Source organism: Spirosoma aerolatum (assembly GCF_002056795.1).
Classification (GTDB): Bacteria; Bacteroidota; Bacteroidia; order Cytophagales; family Spirosomataceae; genus Spirosoma; species Spirosoma aerolatum.
In genome coordinates, this window is sequence record NZ_CP020104.1 from 2,563,234 (window position 1) to 2,579,663 (window position 16,430).

The window sequence follows — 16,430 nt, forward strand, 5'->3', positions numbered from 1 at the left end:
CCCATCCCGAAAGCATTGGGTTTTCGGGATGGGAAATGACCGCTCCCGGTTAAACCGCTACCCCTTCGGCATCGTACGCCTTGTACCAGTTCACGTTTCGGGTGAGGTACATGATAACCCCTAGAATCAGCAGCAGGCCTAGGCTTCCCAGTAGCAGTGAATAATCTTCCAACTGAAGCAGGGAATAGAAAAATCCGTAAAGCAAAGCCAGAATTACACTGAATAAGGCCGTCAGACGCAGATTCTGAAATACATAGCGGACATAAAAGGTGATTAGGGCCAGAATAATCCCGCTCCCAATCAGATAGGCTCCATCGAACGACAGATGCTCCGAAATGGAGAGCAACAGCAGATAAAACAGGCAGATCGCAAACCCAACCAGCAGGTATTGAATCGGATGGATGCGTCGGCGGTCGAGAATTTCTACGAAGAAGAACGATACAAAGGTCAGTATCAAGAATAGAATGCCGTATTTGGCAGATCGCATCGTTTTCTGATACTCATCGACCGGGAGCAGCAGCTTTACCCCAAAGGTTGGTAATTCATCATAGCCCGAAATCGATTTCGCCAGGAAATTACCAACGCCCTGCTGCGGAAAATTGCGGTTGAATTGCAGGACTTTCCACGAAGCCAGGAAGCCTTTTTCGTCGATACTGCGCTGGTCGGGTAAAAACGAACCTGTAAAACTTGGCGTCGACCAGGGCGATTGTAGACTCACGTGTGTTTCTTTGCCAAACGGTAAAAAACTCAGTTGTGTACTACCGTTCAGATTAATAGCCGACTCAAACTGAAGGGTTTCGGTTTCAGGCTGGATTGGGATAGAGGCACTTACCCCCGACGGCAGCAGGTCATTACTGGGAATACCCGGCTCGGCCGATAGAGGCACCTTATTTACTCGGAAAGTAATCGCATCCCGAATCCCTTTCATGTCGCTGATACCCAGCGATAAAAATGCCTTATCCCACTGCATGGCCTCAGGCGATATACCCAGCGATGCAATGGACGGTTTATGAAAGCTACCCCGAATGGTCAGTCGGGTATTGTACAGCATCACCACAAAAATGCCCCGATTACGTTGTTCGGGTTGCACCTTGCCAGTGATCTGCAAATCGTCGGGCAGGAAATGGGCGAACAGCGTTTGCCGCTGTTCGGTACCTTTCTCATCCTTATTGATTACCTCGTAAGGGACCGACAAGACCGGTCCCCCAATTACCTGCTGGCCCCCCCACTTAGCACTAACTTCTGTTATGGCTTCGTTGCGGGTGGATTCGCGCTCTCGAATCAGCGCCTGGAGCATTTCCGTTGGAATAAGTAAAACCAGAATAAGTATACCTATAGCGGCCATTTTCAGCATCGTTGAGGTACGGATCCAATGGTTTACTCGGTCAAATAAAGATACAGGCTGATCGGGAGTTGATACGGGTTCCATAGTTTGTATTTTAAAAGTACTTTGAAATACAAAGTAAATGAAGCACAGACTGTTTTTCCAATTTTTCCGGCAAGTTTTTTTATTCGGGCCGTAAGCTACTGGCGAATGCATTACTTTTGCTGTTTGTCAACCTGCATCACTATGCCGATCAAAGCATTCCTGTTCGATCTCGACGGGGTTATAGTCGATACTGCTATCTATCACTACCAGGCCTGGAAACGATTGGCCAATGAGCTTGGCTTCGATATTTCGGAAGCGTTTAACGAAAGTCTCAAAGGGGTGAGCCGAATGGAATCGCTGGACCTGATTCTGGTACATGGTGGACTTACGTTACCCGATGAGAAAAAGGCAGAACTGGCGGCCCAAAAAAATGCCTGGTATCTGGAACTGGTCAGCCGGATGACGCCCGAAGATATTCTGCCTGGTGTTGCAAGTTTCTTCGCTCAGGTGCGTAAAGCGGGTCTTAAAACCGCGCTGGGGTCGGTCAGTAAAAATGCGGGTATGATTCTAGACCGGATTGGCATGACCGAGGCCTTTGATGTCGTCATTGATGGAAATAAAATCAGCAAAGGAAAGCCCGATCCTGAAGTATTTACCAAAGGTGCCGCCGAACTGGGTTTCAGTCCAGAGGAGTGTGTCGTATTTGAGGATGCCGTTGCAGGGGTAGAGGCTGGTAAACGAGGTGGTATGGTTGTTGTCGGACTTGGGTCGCCCGAAATTCTGACTCAGGCTGACCTGGTTGTTCCCTCGCTCGAAGCGTTAACGGTAGAGGAGGTTTTGACGAAAGCGGTATAAGCTTCCCTCTGAACTAGTGTGGGTCATTCCGATTTTTCTGTCATCCCGACGAAGGAGGGAGCTTCGGATACTTAGAAATTCAAGATACCTCCTTCGTCGGGATGACAAGTTTGGTACAGTTGGCGTACACCGCCGTGTTCACGCATGAGCCACCGTAAACGGATGTCAAAACGCCAGCCAGCCCGATAGTTTGATGGCGAAAGGCGTTACGGGAATGCCCGTTCGGCCAATATTATCTCGGTAGGTAAGCCGATGTACGGCGTCGATACGCAGAACTTTGAAAATGTTGTCGATGCCGTATCCCACCTCCACATATGGTGTGCCACTCAGTGAACTGAATCCTTCAACAGCTTGTCCAGTAGCGTTGGTGGCTGGAATCATAGCCAGATTCTGCGACGAAACACTTCCAGCCAGTACTTTAGCGGTTACCAGTTCCCGCCATTTGAGCCGACGCAGGAGGGGCAATCGGTTGAATAGCAGTCCGTTGAAGTTGTGTTCAAATTGAACGGTAGCCCAGCGATCACAGACGAACTCGAAATAATTCATCAGGTTATAAGCATTGCCAACATAGAACGAAGACTCGTTGCCCAGCGGCATATAAAGCAACGGGTAGGGAACCGTAGAGGGAATGATACCCGCCCCAATGGTATAATACGTTCGACCCAATACACCCATTCGGAATGAGTGTTTCATCGTCAGCGCAATGCGATGATAGGCAAAGTCGCCGTCGAGGACGTTCCGTAGACCCAACGTGTAGCGTAATGTCAGAATTGGTTTGCGAATGGCTCCGGTGCTGACACGAACGTTATCATTCTGGAGAATGAGCTCGTCGGGAGCGAAACGGGTTTCCGAAATCAGCTCGGTTGTTTCGTAGGTGCTTCGTATAGACTGGTCATCGTCGTGTTTCTGGGGGGTAAAGGCAAACGGAAACAGCGGCTCAAAGCTACGATTGCGCAGTGCCAGCGTTTGCGTAAAGCCCCGGCCCATTTCGCGTCGGAAATACACCAGATTCTCCTCCTGAAAATAAGGCCGTCGGATGGTACCAAATCGGGAGTAAGCTGCAAACAGCGAGTTATTGCCAATGTTGTCGGCCGATACGCCCAATCGTTCCAGATCATACGAACGTTTTACACCAAACACCGTCCAGGGCTTTCGACTGATAATGTATTCGATATTGGCGCTGTACTTCAGTTGTTCATCGCGGGTACCGTAGGCCAAATAACCACTCAGCAGCCACTTTTTGCTGAAACCCGTCGTCGTTCTTAACCCCAGCCGAAACCGGCTACCTTCTATATCATTGTTGGCGTAGGAGTATAGAATGGGCCCCAGTTCAAGATTCGATTTACCCAATGCTTTATAGCCGATAACGCCCAGTTTGATAATCTCTCCGCCTACTTTCATGATCGGCACATTCCGTACTGAATCAACCACTCTCATGGCCCGAAGTTCATTCGCTGAGATCGAACTGGGTCGTACACTTTGCCAGAAGGCTGAGTCGGTTTCCTTGTAATCATCGGCCAGTTCGATAGCCGGATCGTAAAACGTAATATCTTTCGGGTTGTTCTCGATAATATTCTGTGCCGATGTGAAAAAGCGGACCAAAGCACCCGGTGATCGGGGAGTTGGCTCGTCACTGTCGATAGTAACCTGCGTCTGGGCCGGAAAGCGTAAACCCGACGGGGTCGTTTCCCAGATTTGCTCAATGTGGAGTTCGTCCACAAAGTTGATGTTTGCCCGCTTATCTACCTGAGCATCAATTTGTGCCAGAGCAAAGTGCGTTGTGTCGATCCAGATGGTGCCATTAAACGCCAGATCACTCAGGCGTTTGGGCGTAAACTCAATGGCGTAACAAACTAAATTGTTAAGCTGAACCGTGTCTTTCAGGCGGTACGTATAGATCGTTTCCCACTGTGCGCCAATGGGCGAAGGGATGTCTTTGCGGAGTACGATGAGCGCGTTCCGGTAGAAATTGTATTGCTGGAATGAGGCTCCCGTAAGTTGCGCAATCAACCCGCCATCTGATACACCCACGCCCGTTACGTGCGATTTGAGCAGATATTCTTTTGTTTTTTCGGGATTGGTACGGGCGTAAAAATTAGAAAGAGTTTCGGAGATAAATACGGGCACAGCCGGCTGGCCGTTTTGATCGGTAATGGCTGGAAGTTTTCCCAGTAGCTTGCCAATTGGCCCCGGCCCCTTATTGTTCTTTCGCTTCTGGGCGAAATTATTGATATACGCTTCAATTTTAGTATAACTGTCGTATTGGTACGCCCGTAACTGGGCCGGGTTGTATTGGTCGCCCCGGCGCACGGCTTCCCGCATTACCCGATAAGCCGGATCGCCCCCTTTGGCGTACACTTTTACTTCCTGTAAGCTGGTAGCGGCTGCCAATAAATGGGCATCGATGACCTGATTAGCTTGAGCCAGAACGGGATAGGTACCTGTTCGATAACCTAAGCTAAGGACTTGTAAGGAATCGGATAACGCGTTGACTCGCAATACATAGCGACCATTGACATCAGAAGTTGTACCGGCCGTTTTGCCTTTTAGCGCAATACTGGCAAAGGGAATACCTTCACCCGTAGTAGCATCGGTTACCTGACCGCTAATGGTATAGACTTTGGGCTGAGCTATGATCTCAACAGACCATCCCATCAGCAAAAGAATAATAGCCGTTAAGGTGCGTAGTAGTGAATTCATTCAAACAGTATGTCAGCGAACTGTTGTCCTATACGTAAGCGAAAAATAGTCAATAGAGTTTACTATAAACTAAAAAAAGCGCCCTCAAAATCAGCTTACCTGATAAAACCTTCAGGATATTCTAAAAAAGAAAGGTATTGTACTATTTTGTTGAATAGGATACCTCCCTGTCTGGTAATCAATACGTAAGGTAGTACATTTCCGTTGCACCAATAGGAATACAAAACGCAATGGGAACCCGGCGTATCCAGATTCCCATTACTAAGAAAAGGCTATTGTTATACTCGACTATTGCACGGACGGATAGGCCTGCTGGGCAGCTACGATACGCCACTTCTTATCCTGCTCCCGAAGTACATGGGTATAGACGGAGGGCGTTGATGCGCCGGTTAACGTACCCCGTACAACAATGAGCTGGTCGTCAAGGGCTTCGGCATTCGTTACTTTGGTCTGGACAACTTCAGGGGTTGTGCGTTTGAGCAGATTTTGTTGGACATCCGAACCGTGAAGAAGCGTTCCGGCTTCGGTCAGCAAGGCCGTTTTAGAATTCATGACGGTAGCCAGAGCGGCTGTATCCCCTTTGCTGTAAGCGCTGGCGTAGGCTACTTCAACGGCATAGGCAATAGAATCGACTTTGGTTTGTGGCATCGATTCGGGCCGGGGTTTGTTGCCACGTACCCAATTCTTACCCGCATTGGCCAGCTTATTGAAAACGGGTACATCGAACCCAATACCAGCCGCAAAAACGATGGCGACGAGTATAGGCAGAATGAGTTCTTTCTGTAAACTGCCCGTCCGGCGATTTCGGCTGTAGCCCACCAGCGACGACCAGTTATTGACAATGTGGAAGATAGCGGCTGTGACAAACAGCATACCAAACCAGGCATGGGTATGATCGACAATGTGCGAACCCTGACCGAAATAAATCAGGAGACCCGTAGCCGCCAATACTAGGAAAATGGCAGCCACAAACAGACTAACTAAATTTTTTGATTTCATACAACAAGATTACGTGGAAGCGGAGCCGGGTTATCAACCGACTGCCATTCAAAACAGCATTGGTAAAAATGAAATACAAAGGTAAGTTGAATGTGGGTAAAGATTCGTATGCGGCCTGATGACGTAAAAATATCGGGATAAAGGGTAAAGCTAAAAAAACTGACCAACCGACGGCCCAGCAAATTTATCATTTGACGATCAGTCCGCTTCGGTAGCCCGGTAACAAACTCAACTAAAATGTGAGATTTTGATTTTAATTCGTGACTAGGCCACCGGAGCGGATAACAATTTGAGACTGCGGTTAGCTATGATTGGTGTAATCAGTTGATCGATGAACGTTACATGAAAACGGGCGTTTTCTGAACCAGTAATTAGCCTGTTGTTTCGTACTTTGGCTATCATAAAAGAGATTATACAGCAAAAAACAGATATATCGTTACATGATTGAACCTCAAACCTTTATTCTATTCTACTATGAAAAAGTTTGTAGCCTTACTCGCCCTAAGTATTGTATGCTTACTGTTCGTTCGATCTAAACAGGTCGAGCCTACTACTAAGTACTATTTCTGTTTTTCTAGAGAAGTACCGCGCCTTGAAAGTCCCGAGAAACTAAAAATGGTTTATACGGATATTAGAACAGCATCCGGGAATGAAGAGAAAGAAATGCACGACGTTATTCAGAAGTTTGGCACCTTTATCAATAAGAATTGTAAGCCAACTAACGAATTATGCACCAGTGATTTGAATAGATATTATACGTTGGAGCAGGCTCAAACACGCCATAAAGAGATTCTGGAAGAATACGGCAAAACAGGTAAATACGATATTTCACGGATTGATTTTAAGACATTTGAATAAATTATGAATGAATACTAAAATATGATAAAACTGGGTCTAGCTAGAAACAAGATAGATCCGGTTTTATTGTTTATTTCCCCTAACATAAGTCTAGTTATAAAATAGGTCTGAAAAATGTACAAGGCTTAGAGTAATCTAAATTTTGTACATTTCCTAGACCTGTTGAATAACTGATTTTATGTAAAGGGAATAAAGCGAGAAAAACGATCTGACACTTTAGTACGGAAAAATTAGGAATGTCTTATTTTACTTCGCTTTCAAAATAACCTCTTCCAACTTCGTTTTTAGAGTATCTCCCTGACTAGGCTTTGGGGCATCTCTCAATAAAATACGGCCGGTTTGATCGCTAATAAAGTAGTAGGGTATAGATAGACGGTCTTCTTGATCATGAACAACTTTCCACATGTCTTTTTGTAATTCCCGGCTTGCAATAATGTGGTGACCAGATAAGCCGTATTTCTTGATTGTTTTTAGCCACTTCCCTTTATAATTGGTCCTATCGATGGACAGGTAAAGCAGCTCGACCGTCTTATTCTGAGTAACATCTTCCAAGGCTTGATGCTTTTCAAACTCGATTAGACAAGGTTTGCACCAAGTGGCCCAAACGTCAACATAGACGATTTTACCAGGAAACAAGGCCATCAATTGTTTGAATGAACTGTATGTTTCAGTTTCCAATAGCACTAATTCAGACTCTTTGATAATCTTCGTTGATGAGAATTGAGTTCGGTCATTGTCTTTAAAACTGACAGACTGAGCCACAACAACTGAATGAAATCCCAAGAGTACAGTTGTTACAAAGTAGAGCAGACTCACTTTAGTCTTGAGCATATTTTCCTGTTGTATAAGTGCGTTTATGATAGCTAAAGCACAAATCGTCAGCCTAATTACTTGTGATTGACGTCTCTTCAAAACGCTCCTTTTTGCAAGGTTAAAAAAAAGAGTGAGATAAACTACAGTACCCGTTTGAAAAGAATAACCAAACTAACCTAAGTGACAAATTTGCAGGTTTGCCGGGTCGGGCCGTTTTTAGATTTACTCTATAAAAAAAGAAACTCCCCCCGCAACGCAGGAGGAGTTTTCTCAACCTAATCTAATCTGATGAAGTGTAATTGTCGTTGAGTAGTGTCAATCCCGAAGGTTGTCAATGCCTTCGGATATACCTCTTCGCAAAAGCTTATGAGCGAGGACGGCCTCCACGTCCACTGCCACCGCCCCGGTTTCCACCACCGTTGCCCGATGGCGACGACTGCTGTTGACCTTCATTGTTATCGTTTCCACCTTCGTTTCCTTTCAGGTCGTCGTTTTCAATTGATTTCCGGCGTTTCTGTGGTTGGTCGAAGCTCATTTTGCCAAGCTTGTAACTAAACGTCATCCGAACACCAGCGTTATAGAAGCTTGTTTGCGAGCTCTGGGTCAGAATTGGCGACGACAGTTCGGCACGCTGGGTAAACGGATGGTTGAAAATATTTTCGGCTGCTAAGCCTAAGCTGGCTTTCTTGTTATTGAATTCTTTCCGCAGACCCAGGCTGTAGAAATACATGGGACTCTGATAACCCTGCAACTGAATTTGTTTGCCACGGCCACCACCAAAGAGCTGGAAGCCCCAGCCATTGGCCAGCGAAATGCTGCTCATGATCCGGCCACCAATCACCCAGCCTGCGTTCGAAGCCGAATAAATTGGGTTAGCATTGTTGTTGGTCAGAGTTACATGGTAGAGATCGATGCCGCCACCCAGTTGTAACTTTTTAAACAGCATGCCATTGCCAAACAGGTTCAGACCAGCCGCATCTTCGTGCCCAACGTTTTGGTAGCTGGTACGGATCACCTGTTGCAATACTGGATTGGTCGGATCACCAATCGATTGCTTTGATACGTCCCGAACGGCTGTGATTTCGTTGTTGGTCCGACGGGCAAAAAGCGACGCATTCAGGTATAAACCTTTGATGTTGGCACTGGTGCTGAACTCCACATTATCGGTCAACTCGGGAGACAGGTAGGGGTTACCAATCGTGATATTAGTTGGGTTAGCCGCGTTGATGTTTGGGTTTAGGAACTGGATGCCAGGGCGTTGAATCCGACGATTGTAGGCCAGTTTGATAATTTTGCCACCCTTCAGGCTTTTCGAGATGTTAATGCTCGGTACAATGTTGCCATAGTTCGGGATAGTGGCAGCCGGGGTAGCTGTTTCATTACTGAACCGGGCGTTGATGAACGTGTACTCATACCGGGCACCCGCCTTGATGGTAAACTTGCTTTTGGTCGTCAGGGTATATGACAGATAGGTAGCGGCTATGTTCTGATTGTAGAACAGAGCATTGGCTGGGCGCGACGTGTCGAGTTGATAACCACCTGTTTCGCCCGTAGCGAAATAATACTGATAGTCGCTGTTAGCCTGCCGGAAAATACCTTTACCACCGAATTCGAGCAATTGATTGGTTTTAATCGGTGTCTGGTAGTCGATCTGGAGCGTCGATTCCTGATTGTAGCTGGTGTTGTCGTTCTTTTGACGGCCCGTAACGGTATGGAAATCGGTACCACCAAGCAGGTCAGCCACGAAATCGTTGGTCCGGTTGTTGCGGCTATAAAGTGCCAGCATACTGAATTCCTGCTGGGGCTTATAAATTTTGGTATACGTAACGTTAGCATCGACCGTACCCGACAGATCCGTTGTTTTTACGTTTCGATTCGTGACGATGGGAAAATAACTGCTCGGCGCCGTTGTTTGGGTCAGCAGATTGGTTTGGTTGGTAATACCATTGCGGGCACCGTATCGGATACTGGCCGTCAGCGATGTATTCTTGTCGATATCGTAATCCCAGCCCAGCTGGAAGTTTCCGTTCAGACGCTGATTCAGGGTATTGGCACTTTGGAGTGTCCGGGTAGGCTCTGAGTAGGTGTTGGTCGCTTGATCGTAAGAACGGGTCGTCTGGTCGTTCAGGAACGATCCTTTGATATTGTATTCTGCACGGCCGAAACCACCCAGCGAGAAGCCCATTTTGCCGGTCCGGTAATTGCCGTGTAAGCCAAGCATACTCCCCCGGTTGCCAGCGCCACCGTTTGCATCCAGCGTCATACCCTGTAGGGTATTTTTCTTTGTCACAATGTTGATGATACCTGCCGATCCTTCCGCGTCATATTTGGCGGATGGCGAAGTAATTACTTCAACGGTCTTGATCTGATCGGCCGGGATTTGCTTCAACGCGTCGGCTACACTGCTGGCAACAATGGTGCTGGGCTTGTTGTTGATTAACACCCGCACGTTGCTGCTTCCGCGCAACTGGACATTCCCATCCAGATCGACCGACAGCATCGGTACTTTACGCATAATGTCAGTCGCATCGCCACCTTTAGCAGCCAGGTCTTTATCGGCGTTGTACACCAGCCGGTCTACTTTCTCCTCGACCATCGCTGCCTGACCAACTACGTTTACTTCGGCCAGCGTTTTAACATCGGCCGAAAGTTTAATGGTGCCTACATTAACGGTGCCGCCTTTGGCAATGGTCAGTACAGCACTGCGTTTGTCTTTATAACCGATGAAAGAGTAGAGCAGCCGGTATTTGCCGGGAGCTATCCGGTTCAGCGTAAACTGGCCTTTGGCATCGGCCGTTGTTCCGTCAATGGGTTTATTGGTCGATGTACTGAGCAACGCAATGGTAGCAAATTCAACAGGTTGATTGGTCGTCGAGTCCATCAGAACACCCGTAATTTTTCCGTTGCCACGGGCAATGGGGTCAGCTTCCGAAGGAGTAGCGCCGGGTTGAGGAGGGATTCCCTCTGGCGAAATGGTCGACGGTGCTGAATCTGGAGGAGCTGTAAAACTATCGGGAGTTGTTGATTTGGGCATTGCGCCAAATGGATCGGGGGGCGTGGCCGCAGGAACAGTTAAGTTGCTGGGCTGGGTGCTTTGTGGCGTTGTAGGGTTGGTGCTACCCGGTACGGTTGTCACCTGCCCAAACGCAGTTGTCGCACTAGCAATAAGTATAGAAAGAATCAGCGTTCTCATAACGGTTAAAATTGACGCGTCAAATGTCCAATGGATAAATTGTCCTGAGAAATCAAATTGGCGGAATGCCCGTTTTTGGCTGTCGAAGAGGATAAATAGCCGGGTGAAGAATATGAATGCACCTGCATCTGTCAAAACTCGATTTCTCGGAAAACGTTTGAAAAACAGTTCCTAAGCCGTTTCGAGATTCGAGTTTTGACGGCCTGATGCTACTGAACAGGCACCTTTGGGCATGAACGGATTTTGCCGTAATTGAGATTTATGAAATCTGATTTTCAGGAAGTCGATGCGTCAGGAAATGAGCAAACGGTCGACAAAAAGGCGGTGGATAAGGTGATGGCTTGGCCCTAAACCAGTACATTTGTCGGTAAAGTAGTAACTTGCTTAACGCGCTATCGACGTTTTATGACGCGGCTTCTGTTGGTTTTAGCCTTTTTCTGTCCTGTTTTTTACCTGTTTACGTATAATTCCGGTTACGGCTACGATGCTTATGAGTACCTGGTGATTGCGCGTTCGCTCAGCGAAGGCTATCAATTGTACGACTTTATTCCGTCGAAATCCTACCTGCTGTATTCGTCTACGAGCGTACTGTTGAATCTATTGGGAGGCTATAACCACGTTACCGTTTCTGCACTGATTACACTACTGGCAGTTGGTGTATTGATTTCTGCCTGGCGAGCTGGTCGGCTGTTTGGTGAACGAACCGCTTTACTGACCGTGGTGCTGACTGCAATCGGCTGCTTTTTCATGGAAATGAATTTCCTGGAGCCCGAAAGTTGGGTGGCTATCTGTGGCTTGAATGCTTTTACGGTGGCTGTGGGCAACAACGGCAGACCGAACTGGCGTTGGCTGGCCGCTGGCTTTTTACTTGGGATCGGTATGTGTTTCAAGAGTGTAGCTGCTTTTTATGTAATTGGTTTTGGCGCGTATATCCTGCTCCTGTGTCTGACAGGACGAATCACCTTCTGGCCGATGGTCATTCGGGGTATGTTGGTATTGCTGGGTTTCGCACTACCGCTACTACTCTCCATCCTCTACTTTTACACAACTAATCGGCTGGATGCGCATCTGGAGTGGACCTATATTTACCCGTTCAGTGGCTACCCGGCCCATACCTTATTTCTGACTAAGTTTTTTATTAAGCTGAGTTGGTTGATTCTGCTCTTGCTGATCTCAGCCCTATTGGTTGTACAACGTCCCTACCGGATCATTTATCAGAAAACTCCGATTATCTGGCTGGTACTCCTATTAGCCGCTTTTGCCTGTGTCCCCATGCTGAAAACGCAGGCCAGTCATTACTTTTTTCAGGCGGCTGTTTTCTTTTCGCTGCACCTGGGATTTCTGGCCGATCAATGGCTGGAGTTGTACGAAGCCCGTCATCGTAACATACCCTACCGACTTATTTTTATAGGGATCGGTGGGGTAGGTGTGCTTCTACTCGTGAGTTTACTGCTGTATCGTCCCGATGCCCTCAAACGCTTTACGTCTATCGCCGATTATGCGGGTGAAGAACAGGCGGGCGCGTTTATTCGGGAACGAGCAGGTAATGGTCATGTGTTACTCTTCGACAACGCCATGAGTTTATACTATCTGTCGGACCGGGAGCCGAATGTACCGTTCATTTTTACCGAGATGCAGACAACCCATTACATCGAATCACATCCGGATACGTATGGGAAGGCGCTGGCCGACACGAGTTTAAAACTGGTTATTTTTGGCAATCGATCCAGTCTGATCGATGATAGTACGGCCATCAATAAACCTACTAATGCGTATGCTATTCGCCAATTGCAGGCTGGTTTACAACAACATTTCGTGAAGGTGAAAGACCCGCGATTTCCGCTAACCTACTGGGTACGGAAGTAAACACTGCGCAGTTGGTTTCTTTTCGATTATCTTTGTTTTATGTTGCTATCCGTTCTGATTCCTGCTTACAACGAGTTTAAAAATATAGATATACTCATTGAGAAAGTTCAGGCTGTTCCGTTAACGAAAGAAATAATTATTGTCGACGACGGCTCTACCGATGGCACCCGCGACCGGCTAAATAGCTATCGCTCTGTGCCAAACATGACAATTGTTTTTCATGAACACAATCAGGGAAAAGGGGCAGCGATCCGTACGGCTATCCAGCATATGACGGGTGATATTGCTATTGTACAGGATGCCGATCTGGAATACGAACCGCAGGATTATCTGGCACTGGTGCAGCCCATTGTTGACGGGAAAGAGCAGGTTGTATATGGGTCGCGATTTCTGAAGCCCGAAAATCGCCACTCCTACATGAGTTTTTACATTGGCGGGCAAGTCGTAACGATGCTCACAAATATCCTTTACAATCAGCGATTAACCGACGAACCTACCTGCTATAAAGTGTTCAAAGCTGATTTTCTGCGATCGATCCCGCTCGACTGTACCCGTTTCGAGTTTTGCCCTGAAGTAACGGCCAAAGTGGCCAAACGGGGTATAAAAATCAAAGAGTTACCGATCAGTTACTATCCCCGATCCATTGCCGAAGGCAAGAAAATTTCCTGGTTCGATGGCATCGAAGCCATCTGGGTCCTCCTTAAATACCGATTTGTGAAATAAAAATAAGCAAGAGGTCAACGTTGGTTAATACTAACTTTTTGGTGCCAGACGAAAGCATCTAACACCACACGAAAACAACTGTTGACCATTCCTGACTACGGTTAACTACTCTTGTCCCCGTTCCTTTACAACACTCAGAAATGTCTTGGGTATTGGCGCGTCGAAACGCATGACTTCACCCGTGATGGGGTGAGTAAATGCCAGCGTTTCGGCATGTAAACCCAGACGCCCGATGGGGTCGGTTTGAGCGCCGTACTTGACATCGCCAGCAATAGGATGGCCAATGTCATTCATATGGACCCGTATCTGGTTTTTTCGGCCCGTTTCCAGTTCGAGTTCAACCAGTGCATAGCCATTTGCTGCTTTAGACACCCGGTAGTTGGTAACCGACAGTTGGCCGTTGTCAGGGTTTTGGCTGGAATACACGATAAGCGCTTTGCTCTCCCGCAGGTATGATGTGATGGTGCCTGCAGGCGGCTTGGGTACGCCCTCGACCAGCGCGACATAGGTTCGCTGTTTGGTCGTGGCGTTCCAGGATTCCTGCATCAACTGCTGCACGTTTTCACTACGGGCAAACATCATTACGCCCGATGTTTCTCGGTCGAGTCGATGGATGATGAAGATTTTATTTTTTGGGTTTTCTTTCTTGACGTAATCGCTCAGGATGCCATAAGCTGTACGGTCACGTTCTTTGGCCGTAGCCATCGAAAGCAGTCCAGCCTGTTTGTTAATGACAATAATATCCGGGTCTTCGTACAGCAGGGTTAACCCTCGATACTGTGAGGTTTCGGGCGCCCGATTGGCTGCCACAGTCACAACTTGTTCAGGCTGAAGGGGATGGTTAAACTGCGTATAGACTTTGCCGTCAATCAGAATCTGTTTATTTCGAAGCAGCGATTTAATATTGTTCCGGTTTTTATGCGGCAGTTTGGCGATTAGAAACGCCATTAACTCAGCCGGTTCCGACACAGTTAGCTGCAAATCGGCGCGTTTACCATGTGGCCGACGGGGTTGTTCGGTATGCTCCATTCCACAAAGGTACGCTTTCGTAGCTGAACTGACCTAATAACACTATGAATGCATGCATAAGTGTTCTGATTTATGGGACGAATTCTATAAATATATTACGAACCTGTTTTGAACTTTTATTCTAAGCTATAAAGTTTCGTAGATCTCATTCATAGAATGATATTGGCTAATGATTAGAATTTGTTATTTGAATTAACTAAGAGAAATAAGCATTAGTTGAAATATAAATAATGATTAATGTATGCAAATAAAAAGCCACTTAACATTTAACGCTAAGTGGCTGATAATCAATGTGCACTCGTAGGGATTCGAACCCCAAACCTCCTGATCCGTAGTCAGGTGCTCTATCCAATTGAGCTACGAATGCATTTCCCGTTGATTGGGAGTGCAAAAGTAGGAAGAAAAAGCTCTATTGTCAACCTATTTGCCCGAAAAATTTGGTCTTCTTTTCATCAGAAACGCGCTTATGCCTTCCATTGCATCTGCTGATTGTCCTAAAGTATCCTGATTGTCAGCTTCTTGCTCAAGCTGGTGGTCAAGGTCTGAGTACAGTGATTGATTCAATACTTTTTTCATGGCTCCTATAGCACGAGTGGGGGCTGAGGCATAATAGGCTACTACTTGGCTTATAGTATCGTCGAGGTCACCTGTGGGGACGGAACGGCTTACCAGACCCATTTGAGCGGCTTCTGGGCCGTATACCCGGCGCCCTGTACTGCATAGCTCAAACGCACGTTGTGGGCCGATCAGTCTGGGTAAGAAAAAGGTGGAACCTGCATCGGGCATTAGGCCGATGTTGATAAAGATCTGACTAAAGTAGGCTTCGTCTGCACATATAATCTGATCGCAGGCCAGTGCTAATGAGCAACCTGCGCCAGCCGCCACGCCATTAATCCGCCCAATTACGGGTTTGGGTAGGTTCCGAATGGCCCGAATCATGGGGTGATAGGTGCTCCGCAATGAATCGCCTAGTTGTAAAGAACTGCTCGCTGAGGCAGCTTTGGCAAACCCTTCCTTCAGGTCGGCACCCGACGAGAAAGCTTTGTCGCCTGCACCCGTCAGGATCACAACGCGTACCTGGTCATCGGCACCAGCTGCTTCAATGGCTGAAGTAATATCCTGAATCAACCCCGGACTCAGGGCATTGTATACCTGGGGGCGATTCAGGGTAATCCGACAAACGGAGTCCGTGACTTCGTAAAGTAAGTTTTCGTACATACAAGGTAAGGGGCGCTGTTGGTCATTTATAGTCATAAACTGTCATTGGTTGTCAGTCTATACCTATAAATGACTATAAAATGACGCAAAGCTAATGGCTTTAAATGAGCCAAAATACTGTTAGTAAACTTACACCAAAACCAAGTGCTAAACCGACTGTAATTTGTGAAAGCGTGTGGGCATTGAGCTTCAGCCGGGCACTTGCCACAAATCCTGCCAGAAGGACGAGCAGGAGCAATGAGAAAAATAGATCGTTAATGCTGAATTTAAGCATGATACTACCTACTACCCCTATAACTCCGCCGACCCCTACACTATGAGCGCTTATTTGCCAACTCAGGCTAATCAAACCTACTAGTAATATAGAGATAGCGGTGCTGGCTAATAAAACACCGATTTCAGGTGCAACGGTCGATACCAGCTCCATCCGAAAGGTGAACAAATAAGCCAAGAATAAATAAATCAGGGCGGTCAGAAAATAGGGCAATCGTCGATCTGCCAGCGTATTGAGTTGCAGGCTTTTGACGTAACCGCTGCGGAAGAGGTAGTAGATCAATAGGGAGGGTACCGCAAACGTCCCTACAAAAATCAGAACCAGTAAGCTGAGCCGTAATGAACTGGAAAAAGCATCCATGCCCAATACGCTGGGCACCTGAAACAGCAATATGCCAAACAACAGCGTCGGCATCAGCAACGGATGAAAAATAACCGAAAGAAAGCGGGCAAAACTGTTGGTCAATGGATAATGAACCGCGCGGGCGGCACCGAATGATGATGAACGATGATGCAAAAGTAGAGTATACAGTT

General features: G+C 47.1%; 12 protein-coding genes and 1 tRNA gene. 4 read left to right on the forward strand and 9 right to left on the reverse strand.

Features of this window, described 5'->3' with window-relative positions:
* Positions 1-49: 49 nt before the first annotated feature.
* A complete protein-coding gene (gene creD, locus B5M13_RS10275; protein WP_080059873.1) occupies positions 50-1,429 on the reverse strand; it encodes a cell envelope integrity protein CreD in 1,380 nt (459 codons plus the stop codon).
* 141 nt (positions 1,430-1,570) lie between these two features.
* On the opposite strand from creD, the gene pgmB reads away from it, so the two are divergent.
* Positions 1,571-2,224, forward strand: a complete 654-nt coding sequence (gene pgmB, locus B5M13_RS10280) for a beta-phosphoglucomutase (protein ID WP_080055590.1) — start codon at positions 1,571-1,573, stop codon at positions 2,222-2,224.
* Positions 2,225-2,389: 165 nt separating this feature from the next.
* Here the strand turns inward: pgmB and B5M13_RS10285 are convergent, their stop codons facing one another.
* Positions 2,390-4,924, reverse strand: a complete 2,535-nt coding sequence (locus B5M13_RS10285; RefSeq protein ID WP_080055591.1) for a DUF5686 and carboxypeptidase-like regulatory domain-containing protein — start codon at positions 4,922-4,924, stop codon at positions 2,390-2,392.
* 288 nt (positions 4,925-5,212) lie between these two features.
* Positions 5,213-5,923, reverse strand: coding sequence for a DUF4405 domain-containing protein (locus B5M13_RS10290; RefSeq protein ID WP_080055592.1), 711 nt, complete (start codon positions 5,921-5,923; stop codon positions 5,213-5,215).
* 474 nt (positions 5,924-6,397) lie between these two features.
* Between B5M13_RS10290 and B5M13_RS10300 the strand changes: the two genes are divergently transcribed.
* On the forward strand, positions 6,398-6,781 hold the full coding sequence (locus B5M13_RS10300; RefSeq protein WP_080055594.1) for a hypothetical protein: 384 nt from the start codon (positions 6,398-6,400) through the stop codon (positions 6,779-6,781).
* A gap of 246 nt (positions 6,782-7,027) precedes the next feature.
* Here B5M13_RS10300 and B5M13_RS10305 read toward each other — a convergent pair whose 3' ends face one another.
* Together B5M13_RS10305 and B5M13_RS10310 are read right to left on the reverse strand one after the other, a co-directional pair.
* Entirely contained in the window at positions 7,028-7,612 is a 585-nt protein-coding gene (locus B5M13_RS10305) for a TlpA family protein disulfide reductase (RefSeq protein WP_080055595.1), read from the reverse strand.
* A gap of 346 nt (positions 7,613-7,958) precedes the next feature.
* Complete coding sequence (locus tag B5M13_RS10310; protein ID WP_080055596.1) at positions 7,959-10,787, reverse strand: TonB-dependent receptor domain-containing protein; 2,829 nt, start codon at positions 10,785-10,787, stop codon at positions 7,959-7,961.
* 405 nt (positions 10,788-11,192) lie between these two features.
* On the opposite strand from B5M13_RS10310, the gene B5M13_RS10315 reads away from it, so the two are divergent.
* Both B5M13_RS10315 and B5M13_RS10320 read left to right on the forward strand, forming a co-directional pair.
* A complete protein-coding gene (locus B5M13_RS10315) occupies positions 11,193-12,653 on the forward strand; it encodes a glycosyltransferase family 39 protein (RefSeq protein WP_080055597.1) in 1,461 nt (486 codons plus the stop codon).
* A 39-nt stretch (positions 12,654-12,692) separates the two neighbouring features.
* Positions 12,693-13,376 (forward strand): glycosyltransferase family 2 protein, encoded by a 684-nt coding sequence (locus tag B5M13_RS10320; protein ID WP_080055598.1) that lies wholly within the window; start codon positions 12,693-12,695, stop codon positions 13,374-13,376.
* A 105-nt stretch (positions 13,377-13,481) separates the two neighbouring features.
* On the opposite strand, the gene B5M13_RS10325 is transcribed toward B5M13_RS10320, so the two are convergent.
* The 4 genes from B5M13_RS10325 to B5M13_RS10340 form a co-directional block, all read right to left on the reverse strand.
* The gene (locus B5M13_RS10325; RefSeq protein ID WP_080055599.1) at positions 13,482-14,405 is read right to left on the reverse strand and encodes an RluA family pseudouridine synthase; all 924 of its coding nucleotides are present in this window, start codon (positions 14,403-14,405) and stop codon (positions 13,482-13,484) included.
* 293 nt (positions 14,406-14,698) lie between these two features.
* Positions 14,699-14,772 (reverse strand) — tRNA-Arg (locus tag B5M13_RS10330).
* Positions 14,773-14,825: 53 nt separating this feature from the next.
* Complete coding sequence (locus B5M13_RS10335) at positions 14,826-15,623, reverse strand: enoyl-CoA hydratase/isomerase family protein (RefSeq protein ID WP_080055600.1); 798 nt, start codon at positions 15,621-15,623, stop codon at positions 14,826-14,828.
* Positions 15,624-15,723: 100 nt separating this feature from the next.
* Positions 15,724-16,413 (reverse strand): hypothetical protein, encoded by a 690-nt coding sequence (locus B5M13_RS10340; protein WP_317046996.1) that lies wholly within the window; start codon positions 16,411-16,413, stop codon positions 15,724-15,726.
* Positions 16,414-16,430: the final 17 nt, after the last annotated feature.

Coding starts and splice junctions, on each gene's coding strand:
- pgmB (WP_080055590.1), top strand. CDS start 1,571: ATGCCGATCAAAGCATTCCTGTTCGATCTCGACGGGGTTATAGTCGAT.
- creD (WP_080059873.1), bottom strand. CDS start 1,429: ATGGAACCCGTATCAACTCCCGATCAGCCTGTATCTTTATTTGACCGA.
- B5M13_RS10305 (WP_080055595.1), bottom strand. CDS start 7,612: ATGCTCAAGACTAAAGTGAGTCTGCTCTACTTTGTAACAACTGTACTC.
- B5M13_RS10325 (WP_080055599.1), bottom strand. CDS start 14,405: ATGGAGCATACCGAACAACCCCGTCGGCCACATGGTAAACGCGCCGAT.
- B5M13_RS10320 (WP_080055598.1), top strand. CDS start 12,693: ATGTTGCTATCCGTTCTGATTCCTGCTTACAACGAGTTTAAAAATATA.
- B5M13_RS10285 (WP_080055591.1), bottom strand. CDS start 4,924: ATGAATTCACTACTACGCACCTTAACGGCTATTATTCTTTTGCTGATG.
- B5M13_RS10310 (WP_080055596.1), bottom strand. CDS start 10,787: ATGAGAACGCTGATTCTTTCTATACTTATTGCTAGTGCGACAACTGCG.
- B5M13_RS10300 (WP_080055594.1), top strand. CDS start 6,398: ATGAAAAAGTTTGTAGCCTTACTCGCCCTAAGTATTGTATGCTTACTG.
- B5M13_RS10315 (WP_080055597.1), top strand. CDS start 11,193: ATGACGCGGCTTCTGTTGGTTTTAGCCTTTTTCTGTCCTGTTTTTTAC.
- B5M13_RS10290 (WP_080055592.1), bottom strand. CDS start 5,923: ATGAAATCAAAAAATTTAGTTAGTCTGTTTGTGGCTGCCATTTTCCTA.
- B5M13_RS10335 (WP_080055600.1), bottom strand. CDS start 15,623: ATGTACGAAAACTTACTTTACGAAGTCACGGACTCCGTTTGTCGGATT.